Origin of the sequence: Chromobacterium subtsugae (assembly GCF_001676875.1) — a bacterium.
Lineage (GTDB): Bacteria > Pseudomonadota > Gammaproteobacteria > Burkholderiales > Chromobacteriaceae > Chromobacterium > Chromobacterium subtsugae.
On the sequence record NZ_JYKA01000034.1, the window covers coordinates 1 to 12,277 of the forward strand.

A 12,277-nucleotide genomic window follows, 5' to 3' on the forward strand; every position below is an offset into this window, starting at 1 on the left:
TAGGAGGACAGCAGGTTGGTGAGGTCCATGATCGAAAGAAGAGGGCGTTCAGCCCTGCACCTTGTAAACGTTGGAGGAGAGTTGCAGGGTGGCGTCGAATGTCACCGGCGGCCGGTGCGGGTGCACTTTCAGCACCGCGTCCACGCGAAAGCGCAGGTGGCGCTCCAGCTCGCGCGGCGCGTCCAGGTTGACGCGCACGCGCGACAGCCTGGGCTCGTGCAGTTCTATCGAGCGGCGCAGCTGTTCGCGCAGCGTTTCGCGGTCGTCCGGGTTGAGCAGGCTGATGCCGGACAGGTCGGGGATGCCGTAGCTGAGCAGGCTGTCGCGGGCCCGCGGGAAGGGCTCGAACAGCTCGTCCAGCGGCATCAGCCGGGTGTTGAGCAAGGCTTCCAGGTCGCGCGCCAACGCCTGCTTGAACTGCGAGAGCTCAAACAGGCTGATCGCTTCGATGTGGCTCAGGTCCGGAGCGTCGTCCAGCAAACGGTCCAGCACCGATGGCAGAATCTGCGCGTGGCGGTTGCCGCTCATAAGCCGAATACGGAAGCCGCCTGGCGCGCCAGCATCCAGCGGAAGGCGATGAAGATGCCGGCGCCTGCGACGGCCAGCAGCGCGAAATACAGCCACAGCGGCAGCTCATGGCGGACAAAGGCCTGGAAGCGTTGCGGCAGCTGCCAGTTGGGCGCGAAATCGGCCTTGCCGCCGCGGATTTGCTGGATTTCCTGGCCGAGCTTGTGCAGCAGGTAGCCCAGTTTCTCCTCGCCTTCCAGCAAGTACTTGCCCTGGAAGCCCAGCAGCAGGCAGGTGTAGAACACCTCCAGCGCCTCGATGTTTTCAGCCGGCGCGTCGCGCAGCTGTTCCAGGCGATTGAAGAAGCCCTCGCCGGCCAGGTGTTCGCCGAACAAGCGCAGCTGCAGCGGCATGCGTTCCCATTCGTCGCGCAGCGCGAAATCGGACGACAGGATGATTTCGTCCATCAGCGCGCAGAACGCGTATTTGGAATGGCTGATGGCGTTGCCGTCCTTGCCGAAATTGCGCGCGTTGCGCTCGAACTGGCCGAGGAAGTGGTCGACGCGGCGGTTGAACTCCACCGCGCTGCTGGGGGCGTTGCCTTCCTTCAGCAGGAACAGCAGATAGATGCCGTCTTCCAGCATTTCGCGCAGGCTGGGCGCGGCGGGGGCGGCTACGCTCAAGGCGCGTTCCGCGGTTTGGATGCTTGCTTGGTTCATGTCGGTATCAGCGGAAGACCGCTATCAGTTCTATGGAAATATTGGCCAGCGTCTGCGGCACGTAGATGCAGATGCTGCGGGACTGCAGCATGCGGCTGTAGATCTCGCTGCCCGGCTCCAGCGCGAAGTAGTGGTTGCCCACGCGCACCGGGATGGCCGACGGCGTTTGCGCCGAGTGCGCCAGGCTGACGCCGCGCATCGCCGAGTTGAGGATGCGTTCGACATCGTCCGGCGCGCCGATCTTGAGCTTGAGCGGCACGTTGTCGAGGATGTAGCTGGCGGGTTGGTCGCTTTGCACCGACAGGTAGAAGTCGACATTGTCCAGCAGCCGGTCGCTTTCCAGCCGGCCGATATGGAAGGAGGGCCGCGGCGAGTGCAGCGGAATCACCTTGTAGCGGGCCGATACCACGGTTTCCAGCAGTTCGCGGATTTGCAGGTCCAGCGGCGGGAATACCAGGTGCAGCTGGTCGTGGCGGTAGGCCGGGATGTCGGACAGCGTGTACAGCGTGGCGAAAGTCTGCAGTTCGCCGCAGAACTCGGCCAAGGCCATGTACAGCTCTTCCGGATGCAGCGGCTGGCATTGCGACAGGTGGCGCAGGCGGGCGAAGTTGCGATTGACGGTGTGCAGCAGCCAGAACGAGCTGATGTCGGCCGAGCCGAACTCCATCACGCTCTTGGCGCGCTCGCGGTGGGCACCGGACAGTGCCTGGCTCTTCACCAGCAATATGTCGAGCAGCCGGCGCAGCATCTGCATCATTTCGCCGGAACCCTCGATCGCCAGCAGCGGCGGCAGGAACTCCTTGCCTACCGTCCATTGGCCGGTGGCGTCCTTTTCCAGCTGGCACAGCGGGATGGAGTCGTAGCCGTCGCGGTTTTCCTCCTCCAGCATCAGTTTGATGTCGAGCTGCAGGGTGGAGAGGTCGGCCGCCAGCGCCTGGGTGTACAGATCGGAGACTTCGCTGTGGTCGCTGTGGAAGCGGGTCGGCCGGGCGCTGGCCTCGCCGCCGCGGGTGTTGCCGCCATAGGGCTGCAGTTGCGCGAGACAGGCGTACAACGTGGTCTTGATGCCGATCTGCGGCATGGAGGCGAGGTCGCGGCTGAGCGGCAGCGGGGCGCTGGCGGGCGCCTGGCACAGCGAGCCGTCGCGGAACAGCGCAGTCAGCTCGTCGACGCGGATGATGCCGCCTTTCAGCGCCGCTTCATCCAGCGACAGCTTTTGGATGCCCCAGGCGTGGCGATGGGTCAGCCGCAGCAGGCTGGATTGGGCTTGCTCCAGAAATAAAGCCTGTTGCTGAAAGTGCTGCGGGCGAAGGAACATGCCTTCGCCCCATAATATTCTCTGTGCATGAAGCATTGCTGCTTGAACCTTGGCTGAATTGGGAGGTGATGGCCGCTATTCTAGTTGCGCGCGGTGGAACAATCGACTGCGCCGGTATTGGGCTGGTCTGGCAGCTGAATCGCTTCGGGTTTGATCGCCTGCAAATAGCAGTCGTCGACTTTGAATTTGAGGTCCTTGCTGCGCACGCGGCCGGCATCATAAAGCAAACGCCAGAAGTGGGGATTCGGCTGACGGAAATAACCGATTACGCCAACATAATTGGCGTCTTCCAGGATTGTCATATCCAGTTCCTGCTTGCCGCCCGGAACGAATATCAATTCTTTGCTGGATATTACCGAAGCGCCTAACACATCTGCTATCGGCTTTCCACTGGCCAAAAGGTCAGGTGTGAGTAGTTTAAATCCTTGGTCCGATTTCAATTGATAAACTTGTACTACCACAGACAATGGTTTGCCATGCTTGTCGCGGTTCAGCGCGGTGGTGGCTTCGCTGCTGAGAGTGATGTTTTTCGGGCCTGCGCAGCCGCCCAGCAGCGGCAAGGCCAGCGCCGCGATCATCAAGCAAGTTTTTTGCCAGCGTTTAGTTAAATCCATATAATCGGCACCTGAAATAAGACGGCATACAACGGTTCATTCTAAAGAATACGCTTGTCTCTGCTTGCATGTGCCGTATCGAATTCGACCCCGGCACTTGACTTCTTTGCAAATCAAATCAAGCATATCGCGTAATTTGCCGGTTCATCAATCGTTTGTATAAAAAATTCCAATGACGTTAATTGTGCCACTGGCGGTGGCTTGCATCTTATTGCTCATGTTGTGGTTGGGGTGGCGTTATTTTCTTGGCGGGGCAAGGCTTCGGGTGGTTCAGGCGCCGATTGAGATTCCTCAAAATCCGGCCTTTGCCGCAGTTGAGGAAAGCCGGAATGACGAGGCGTCTTCGCGTTTGTCCGGAACGGTTTCGGCTGCGCGCGGCTGGGTGAATAGACGCTCGCTGACGTTGTTTCTGCCTTTGTTGTCGCTAATGTTGGTCGGGGCCGTTGTGGCAATTACGCTGCACTTTGGCGGCTATCATCAGGACCCCCAATTCACCCCGAATGAATATGCCCACGGCAGCCAGATCCGGCAGGCGCTGCTGGAGGAAAAGCTCGTGCCGCCGCCGCCGCTGCCGCCCAGCGCCTTTGTCGACGCGGTGGCCGAGAAGCCGCAATTGGCGCTGGACAAGGCCGACCGCGATTGGAGCCGGATGGACCCCGCTTTCGTACAGGATGTGCTGCGGGTGATGGAAAAGATGAAGGCCCGCGGTTTTCCGATGGTGCTGCTGGAGGGCTATCGCAGCGCCGAGCGGCAGAACCGCCTGGCCGGCGGCAGCGCCAAAGTGACGCAGGCCAAGGGCGGGGAGAGCAAGCACCAGTACGGCCTGGCTGCCGACCTTGCCCCGGTGAGAAACGGCAAGGTGGTGATCTCGGAGCGCGATCCGTGGGCGATGCAGGCCTATACCGCGCTGGGCGAGGAGGCCAAGGCACAGGGGCTGGGCTGGGGCGGCGTGTGGAGCTTCCGCGACTACGGCCATATCGAGCGCACCGGCTCCTTGCGGGCATTGCTGGCGCACAAGAACAAATGATTGTCTTTTAGCTTCTAAGGGAAGGTAAATTCGGTGTTTAACAAAGGTTGGCTACGCAATGCCAAGGTGGCGTCCGCCATCGGGTTTTTGATCCTGATCGCCTTGATCTGGTGGCTGGGACCCTGGCTGGGCCTCAAGTCGCTGGAGGCGCGCTTGGGGTGGATCGTCGTGGTGATGATCGTATGGGTGCTGGCCTTGCTGGTCGGCCAGGTGTTGGCGCGCCGGGCGGGCGGGCTGCTGGAGGGCATGTTGCGGCGCCAGGCGGATGAGGCGGTGATCAACGCCAGCGCCGACAAGCGCGCCGAAGTGACCTTGCTGCGCCAGCGCATGCTGGGCGCGATCGACACGCTGAAAAAGTCGAATATCGGCAACGCGCGCGGCAGCGCGGCGCTGTATGAGCTGCCTTGGTACATGATCATCGGGCACCCGGCGGCGGGTAAAAGTTCCGCGATCCTGCAATCCGGCTTGAGTTTCCCGTTCAGCGACAAGAGCGGCATCCAGGGCGTGGGCGGCACCCGCAACTGCGACTGGTTCTTCTCCACCGAGGGCGTGCTGCTGGATACCGCCGGCCGCTACGCCACCGAGAGCGAAGACCGCGGCGAGTGGCTGGCCTTCCTCAAGCTGCTGAAGCAATACCGCGCCAAGGCGCCGGTCAACGGCATCATGGTGGCGATCAGCCTGCCGGAGCTGGCGCAGCACAATAGCGAAGGCTTCGTGCTGTACGCGCGCCAGGTGCGCGAGCGCATCCACGAAGTGTGCAATACCTTCGGCCTGATGGTGCCGATCTACCTGGTGTTCACCAAGCTAGACCTGTTGGGCGGCTTCGCCCAGTTCTTCAACGAGGCCGGCGAGGAGGAGCGCTCCCGCGTCTGGGGCGCCACGCTGTCGGCCGACCAAGGCACCGGCTTCGATGCCTCCGCCGTGGTGTCGCAGCAGTTCGAGCAGTTGTACCGCGGCTTGGTGCAAATGGGCGAGGAGCAGCTGTCGCAGGCGCGCGGCGACGCGGTCAAGTCGGCGCACTTCGCCTTCCCGATCGAGTTCCATGGCCTGCAGGAGGCGGTGGTCAAGTTCGTCCGCCTGCTGTTCGAGGAAGACCCGTACCATTCGCGCCCGTTGCTGCGCGGCTTCTATTTCACCAGCGCGCTGCAAGAAGGCGTGCCGCGCATCGTCACCGCCGGCCGCGTGCAGGGGCAGTTCGACCTGTCCGCCGGCGGGTTGGACAAGCATCAGGCGCCGGCTTCATACAGTTACTTCCTGCGCGGCCTGTTCCGCGAAGTGCTGTTCCCCGACCAACACCTGATTTTCCAGCAGACCAAGCCCAGCGGCAGCCGCTGGCGCCTGGCCGGCATGATCGCCGGCGTGGTCAGCCTGGCGGCGGTGGCCGGTCTGTGGACCTGGTCGTTCGTCGGCAACCAGCAATTGATCGCGCAGGTCAGCGCCGAGCGCGCGCAGGCGCAGAAACTGGCCGCTTCCGGCCAGCTGTACGACCGCCTGAAGGGCCTGCTGATCCTGCAGAACCGGCTGGAAGAGCTGCAGAACTACCGCCGCAACGGCGAGCCGTGGCAGATCGGCATGGGCCTCTACCAGGGCGAAGAACTCGAGCGCAATCTGCGCAAGGCCTACTTCGCCGGCGTCAAGGACGTGATGCTGCGCCCGGTGCAGAAAAACCTGGAAACCACGCTGGCGGCGCTTAAGCCCGGCGTGCCGCAGCCGGTGGCGGTCAGCGAGCCGCCGAAGCCGCAGCCCAAGCCGGAAGCCAAACCCGAGCCCAAGCCGCAGCCGGCCAAGCCGATCAAACAGTACAAGCCGCGTCCGAAGGGCCATGCGCTGCCCAATATCAACCTGAGCGCGCTGGAGCTGCCGCAACGCGCGACCACCGCCAAGCTGGACGCCTCGGCGCCGGCCATCGGCGGCGAAACCGCCGGCAAGCCGCAGAATCCGCAGCAGCTGGATGTCGGCTACAACGCGCTGAAAACCTATCTGATGCTGCATGAGCAGCGCCGTATGGAAGAGGCGCAGCTGGCCGACCAACTGCCGCGCTACTGGCGGCCGTGGCTGGAGAGCCAGCGCGGCGAGTACCCGGTCAACGAGGTGATGGGCCAGGCCGAGAAGCTGGTGGCGTTCTATGTCAGCCAGATCAAGGAGCCGGACCTGCCGCTGATCGACAACGATCCCAAGGTGGTGGCCGACGCCCGCGACGTGCTGCGCGGCTCGTTCAAGCGCCTGTCGGCGCAGGAGCGCGTGTTCAGCGAGATCAAGGCGCGCGCCAACACCCGTTTCGCGCCGTTGACCGTGGCCCGCATCCTCGACAACCGCGACATGGACATCATGGCCAGCAGCCAGATGGTGGAGGGCGCCTACACCCGCGAGGCGTGGAACACCTATGTGCGCGCCGCCATCGACGAGGCGAGCAAGGGCGAGATCCGCAGCGACGACTGGGTGCTGGCCTCCAGCAGCCAGGACAACCTGGGCAAGGACGGCGACGCCGAGAAGAACCGCGCCGCGCTGGAAGCGCTGTACCGCGCCCAATACATCGCCGCCTGGCACAAATTCCTGCAGGGCGTGGTGGTGCGCGACATCACCAATCCGGCGCAGTCGGCGTCGGCGATGACCCGCCTCTCCGACAAGCAGAACTCGCCGATCAGGCTGATCCTGGCGCGCGCGGCGCAGGAAACCGCCTGGGACAATCCGTCCGAGCTGAACCGCTCGCTGGAGACCGCCAAGCGCTCGGTGCTGGAAAAAACCACCGAACTGTTCAAGGGCGCGGATAGCCCGGCCGACGCCAAGAGCGACAAGCAGTTCGGCGTGGTGGGCGCGCAGTTCGCCGGCGTGGCCGCGCTGGTCAAGGGCGACAATCCGCCGATCAACGGTTACCTCGACCAGCTGGCCAAGCTGAAAGTGAAGATGGCGGCCATCGCCACCACCGACGAGCCCGGCCCGCAGGCGCGCACCGCGCTGCAGTCGACGTTGAACGGCTCCGGTTCCGAACTGGGCGACACGCTGTCCTATGTCGACAACACCCTGCTGAACGGCGCGACGCCGGACACCATCGAGATGGTGCGGCCGATGCTGGTGCGGCCGCTGTCGCAGTCGTACAGCGCCTTGCTGGGCCCGGTGGCGCAGGACATCAACCAGGCCTGGGCCAACGAAGTGCTGCCGCAGTGGAAACAGCTGGCCGGCAAGTACCCGTTCAGCGACTCCAGCAGCAGCGCCTCGGTGGCGGACATCAACCGCTTCGTCAAGGCCAATGACGGCACGCTGGACAAGTTCGTCAACAAATACCTGAACGGCCTGGTGCAGAAGAAGGGCGACAGCCTGGTGCCGCGCGCCTGGGGCAACCAGGGCGTGCGCTTCAATCCGGAATTCCTCACCGGCGTCAGCCGGCTGATGGCGCTGGCCAACAGCCAGTTGCAGGATGGCGAGAACAGCCGCTTCGAGCTGCAGCCGCTGCCGACCCCGGGCCTGTCCGAAACCGTGCTCAGCATAGACGGCCAGGAGCTGCGCTACCGCAACGGCCCGCAGCCGTGGCAGCCGTTCAACTGGCCGGGCAGTGGCGGCGGCGAAGGCGCCCGCATCCAGGTGGTCAACTACGCCGGCGCCAGCACCGTGGTGGGCAACCAGTCTGGCCGCATGGGCCTGATGCGCCTGCTGGCCAGCGCCAAGGTGCAGGACGGCGGCGACGGCTCGGCCCAACTGAGCTGGAACCTGCCCAAGGGCAGCGGCGCCGAGGCGCAAACCGTGCGCTTCAATTTCCGCATGCTGGGCGGCGTCAATCCGCTGCAGTTGAACCGGCTTTACAAACTGACGTTGCCCGAACGCGTGACGTTGTAATTGGAGATAAGCGGCATGGCGTTCAATTTCAAGCGCACCCAGGAAGTGCCCCCGCAGTTCTGCATTTTCGGCAAGCTGCCGCGGCGCGCCGACTTCGTGCGGGTCAATGCCACCCACCCGGCGGCGATGCAGCTGGATCAACTGCTGGCGCAGAGCCTGCAGCGGATGGAGTTCAACGAGGACAGCACCCGCCGCTATCTGGCGATGCCGGCCACCTCCTTCGTGCTGCAAAGCCGCGACCAGAACTGGCTGTCGCTGGGCGTGATCCAGCCCAGCCGCGATGAAGGCGGCCGCAACTATCCGCTGGTGGCGGCGTCGCTGGTGGCGATAGACACCGCCTTGCCGCCGACGGCGATCCTGCTGCTGGCCAACGAGCTGTTCTTCACCGGCCTGAAGGACCAACTGGCCAGCGCCATCGACAATTCGGTGGAGATGCTGGCCTGCAAGCAGTTTCTGGAAGAGCAGCTGCGCTTCGGCGCCTCGTCGGTGGCCGACATCGATCTGGCGCAGCAACTGCTGGAAAAACACCTGGCGGTGACGCCGGCGTCGGAGCTGGGGCGAAGCCTGAGCCAGGCGGGCAGCGGCGATCTGGAGTCGGTGCTGCTGGCCTTCGTGTTCCATCACCGCCTGCTGCGCAAATTCCGCGACAGCCTGCCGGTGCAGGCCTACTTCCTGCCGCTGCCGGCGGTGGAGGGCGAGAACGTGTTGGCCGCCGTCACCTGGCTGGCGCTGTATCACGCCGCCACTTACGACAACGGCGACGCGCAGGAGCAGTGCCTGATCCTGCGCCGGCCGGAAGGCCATTTCCTGGTGCTGCTGCCGGCCGGGCTCAACGAGCAGATCGCCAGCCAGTGCTGGGGCAGCCAGCCGGACGCCAAGTTCGTCGTCGACATCAACGACGCCAAGGCGCCGTGGCGCAGCCACCAGGCCTATGCCGAGGCGGCGTACGTGCTGGGCCGGCAACTGAACGATCCGGGCCTGTCGCTGGCGCAGCTGCGGACGGTTTTAACCAGTCTGTCGCGCAATATCGCGTAGTCATTTTTGAACCTTTTGAACATCTAGAGAAAAACCATGGGTAAAGAAAGCACTCAGAAAAAACTGTCGAGGGTACGTCCGCCGCGCGTGCAGATCACCTATGACGTCGAAATTGGCGACGCGATCGAAACCAAGGAACTGCCGTTCGTGCTGGGCGTGCTGGGCGACTACTCCGGCCACAGCAAGGAGCCGCTGCCGAAGATGAAGGAGCGCAAGTTCGTCCAGATCGACCGCGATAACTTCGACGAAGTGCTGAAAGGCATGGCGCCGCGCCTGACCATGAAGGTGGACAACGCGCTGAAGGACGACGGCAGCCAGCTGTCGGTGGAGCTGAATTTTGACAACCTGGCCGACTTCGAACCGCAGAACGTGGTGCGCCAGATCGACCCGCTGAACCAATTGCTGGAAGCGCGCACCCGCCTGGCCGACCTGCGCAACAAGCTGGCCGGCAACGACAAGCTGGAAGAACTGCTGGACGAAGTGGTGCGCGATACCGAGAAGCTGCGCCAGATCGGCCAGCAGGCCGGCAAGCAGGAAGGGGGCGAGCAATGAGCGCGGAACTGCAGCAACAGGCGGCTCCGGCCGCGGCGGAAGGCGGTAGCCTGCTCGACAGCATCATCGAGCAAAGCCGCATCGCCACCAATGACAGCGAAAAGAACCATACCCGCGACCTGATCGGCGAACTGGTCGACCAGGTGCTGAAGGGCAGCGTGACGGTATCGCGCGACCTGTCCGCCAGCATTGACGCCCGCATCGCCGAGATCGACCAGCTGATCACCGACCAGCTGAACAATGTGATGCATCATGGCGACTTCCAGAAGCTGGAAGCCTCCTGGCGCGGCCTGAAGTACCTGGTGATGGAGTCGGAAACCAGCACCCAGCTGAAAATCAAGGTGCTGAACGCGTCGAAGAAGGACCTGGTCAAGGACTTCAAGGCGGCGGCCGAGTTCGACCAGAGCGCGCTGTTCAAGAAAATCTACGAAGAAGAGTACGGCACCTTCGGCGGCGCGCCCTACGCCGCGCTGGTCGGCGATTACGAATTCACCCGCCATCCGGAAGACTTCTACCTGATGGACGAGCTGTCGCACGTGGCGGCCTCCGCCCATGCGCCGCTGATTTCCGCCGCCGCGCCGGGCCTGTTCGGCCTGGAAACCTTCGCCGACATCGGCAAGCCGCGCGATCTGGCCAAGATCTTCGACACCGTCGAATACGCGAAGTGGAAATCGTTCCGCGAATCCGAAGACTCCCGCTACGTCGGCCTGGTGCTGCCGCACGTGCTGGGCCGCCTGCCGTACGGCAAGGACAATGTGCCGGTGGAGGAGTTCGACTTCGAGGAAAACGTCGATGGCAGCAACCACGACAAATACCTGTGGACCAACGCCGCCTACGCCTATGCGGCGCGCCTGACCGACGCCTTCGCCCAGTACGGCTGGCTGGCGGCCATCCGCGGCGTGGAAGGCGGCGGCTTGGTGGAAGGCCTGCCGGCGCACACCTTCAAGACCGACGACGGCGAAGTGGCGCTGAAGTGCCCGACCGAAGTGGCGATCACCGATCGCACCGAAAAACTGCTGTCCGATCTGGGCCTGATCTCGCTGGTGCACTGCAAAAACACCGACTACGCGGCCTTCTTCGGCGGCCAGTCGGTGCAGAAGGCCAAGACCTACAACACCGATTCGGCCAACGCCAACGCGCGTCTGTCCACCCAGCTGCCGTACATCTTCGCGGTTTCCCGCATCGCGCATTACATGAAATCCATCATGCGCGACAAGATCGGCAGCTTCGCCTCGCGCCAGAACGTGCAGGACTACCTGAACACCTGGCTGGCCCAATACGTGCTGCTGGACGATTCCGCCAGCCAGGAAGCCAAGGCCAAGTATCCGCTGCGCGAAGCGCGCGTCGACGTGGTGGAAGTGCCGGGCAAGCCGGGCGTCTACCGCGCCGCCGCCTTCCTGCGTCCGCATTTCCAGCTGGACGAGCTGACCATTTCATTGCGTCTGGTAGCCGAGTTGCCGCAACCGGCGGGCTGACGCTTTGCTAGCTAGGGGGGTGGAACGCCCCCGTTTATCGACCCATGTAAGGAGAAGTACTAATGGCTTTTGATGCATTCCTGAAAATTGATGGCATTCCTGGTGAAAGCGGCGACGACAAGCACAAAGACTGGATCGAAATCCAGTCGTTCAGCCACAAGCTGGAACAACCGGCCCAGGCTTCCGCCAGCACCGCCGGCGGCGCGACCGCCGAGCGCGTGAACCATGGCGTGTACGAAATCACCCACTTCCTGGACAAAGCCAGCCCGAAGATCTACGAAGCTTGCTGCACCGGCAAGCACATCAAGGACATCACCATCGAGCTGTGCCGCGCGGGTGGCGACAAGGTGAAGTACATGGAAATCAAGATGGAACAAGTCCTGATCTCCAAGGTTGAGCCGCAAGGTTCCGCTACCGATTCCGGCTTCCCGTCGGAGAAGGTTAGCTTCAGCTACGGCAAGATCAAGTGGACCTACACTCAGCAGAAGCGCGCCGACGGCGCCGGCGGCGGCAATGTCAGCGCCGGCTGGGACCTGACCGCGAACAAAGTTATCGCCTAATTCCAGCGATGGAATGCCGACCCGCCCGTTCTCGGGCGGGTTTTAAGCCTTTTTTAGTCACTTGGGGAAGTGTAGCTATGAAACGTTTGTTGATAACCGTGGCTGTCGCCGTGCTGTGCAGCGCTTGTCAGACGGCACCCACCAAGGCTCAACAGGCCGAAATGCAGGCTGCAGCCGCCGCCAATGAGGCCAAAGCTGAAATCGCCAAAGCCGCCGCCGCCAATTACGCCGCCGACTCCACGCTGGTTCCGTTTGAGAAAATGAGCGGCAAGCTGACTCCCGTGGGCGAAGCCCAGCTGGACCTGCTGCTGCCGAGCTTGAAATCCGCCAAATCCATCATCATTCGCGGCCACTGCTACCGCAACGATATCGGCAACGCCAAGGCCGCCGCCCAGGCGCGCGCCGCCGCGGTAAGGCAATACCTGCTGATGGCCGACATCCCGTCCAGCAAGATCACCGTGCGCTTCGACACCGAACGCCCGCTGCACGCCGTCCGCCTGCTGGTCAGCAACTAAACGCGGTTGATCCGCACTGAAGCCGCTCCGTTGCCTATCGCCCCATCAGCCTGGCAAGCGATAGCCGGCGCGGCTTGTCATTATCGATTCGCACAAGAATGCCCATGGACCTCCTCGCCAGCTT

11 protein-coding genes are annotated in these 12,277 nt (G+C 63.3%); 7 read left to right on the forward strand and 4 right to left on the reverse strand.

The genetic code is table 11. From position 1 onward, the window contains the following. Positions 1-48: 48 nt before the first annotated feature. Genes tssE through tssJ form a run of 4 tightly spaced genes read right to left on the reverse strand, consistent with a single transcriptional unit; the run spans position 49 to position 3,158 of the window. On the reverse strand, positions 49-528 hold the full coding sequence (gene tssE, locus MY55_RS22040; protein WP_047250430.1) for a type VI secretion system baseplate subunit TssE: 480 nt from the start codon (positions 526-528) through the stop codon (positions 49-51). Continuing rightward, positions 525-1,226 (reverse strand): type IVB secretion system protein IcmH/DotU, encoded by a 702-nt coding sequence (gene icmH / locus MY55_RS22045; RefSeq protein WP_043581360.1) that lies wholly within the window; start codon positions 1,224-1,226, stop codon positions 525-527. Before icmH ends, tssE begins: the two co-directional genes overlap by 4 nt. A gap of 7 nt (positions 1,227-1,233) precedes the next feature. Further along, entirely contained in the window at positions 1,234-2,580 is a 1,347-nt protein-coding gene (gene tssK, locus MY55_RS22050) for a type VI secretion system baseplate subunit TssK (RefSeq protein WP_043581355.1), read from the reverse strand. Positions 2,581-2,624: 44 nt separating this feature from the next. Beyond that, the gene (gene tssJ / locus MY55_RS22980; RefSeq protein ID WP_080770377.1) at positions 2,625-3,158 is read right to left on the reverse strand and encodes a type VI secretion system lipoprotein TssJ; all 534 of its coding nucleotides are present in this window, start codon (positions 3,156-3,158) and stop codon (positions 2,625-2,627) included. Positions 3,159-3,603: 445 nt separating this feature from the next. Here tssJ and MY55_RS22060 point away from each other — a divergent pair, with 445 nt between their 5' ends. The 7 genes from MY55_RS22060 (at position 3,604) to MY55_RS22090 (ending at position 12,153) form a co-directional block, all read left to right on the forward strand. Further along, a complete protein-coding gene (locus MY55_RS22060) occupies positions 3,604-4,185 on the forward strand; it encodes a M15 family metallopeptidase (protein ID WP_230623467.1) in 582 nt (193 codons plus the stop codon). Between the two features lie 33 nt (positions 4,186-4,218). Beyond that, positions 4,219-8,016, forward strand: coding sequence for a type VI secretion system membrane subunit TssM (tssM, locus tag MY55_RS22065; RefSeq protein ID WP_043581352.1), 3,798 nt, complete (start codon positions 4,219-4,221; stop codon positions 8,014-8,016). A gap of 15 nt (positions 8,017-8,031) precedes the next feature. Next, positions 8,032-9,051 (forward strand): type VI secretion system-associated protein TagF, encoded by a 1,020-nt coding sequence (gene tagF / locus MY55_RS22070; protein ID WP_043581350.1) that lies wholly within the window; start codon positions 8,032-8,034, stop codon positions 9,049-9,051. Positions 9,052-9,087: 36 nt separating this feature from the next. Next, complete coding sequence (gene tssB / locus MY55_RS22075; RefSeq protein ID WP_043581348.1) at positions 9,088-9,603, forward strand: type VI secretion system contractile sheath small subunit; 516 nt, start codon at positions 9,088-9,090, stop codon at positions 9,601-9,603. Further along, positions 9,600-11,078, forward strand: coding sequence for a type VI secretion system contractile sheath large subunit (tssC, locus tag MY55_RS22080; protein WP_043581347.1), 1,479 nt, complete (start codon positions 9,600-9,602; stop codon positions 11,076-11,078). The genes tssB and tssC overlap by 4 nt, the downstream gene beginning before the upstream one ends. A gap of 62 nt (positions 11,079-11,140) precedes the next feature. Further along, positions 11,141-11,638 (forward strand): Hcp family type VI secretion system effector, encoded by a 498-nt coding sequence (locus MY55_RS22085; protein WP_043581346.1) that lies wholly within the window; start codon positions 11,141-11,143, stop codon positions 11,636-11,638. Between the two features lie 77 nt (positions 11,639-11,715). Further along, on the forward strand, positions 11,716-12,153 hold the full coding sequence (locus MY55_RS22090) for an OmpA family protein (protein WP_157889412.1): 438 nt from the start codon (positions 11,716-11,718) through the stop codon (positions 12,151-12,153). Positions 12,154-12,277 lie beyond the last annotated feature (124 nt).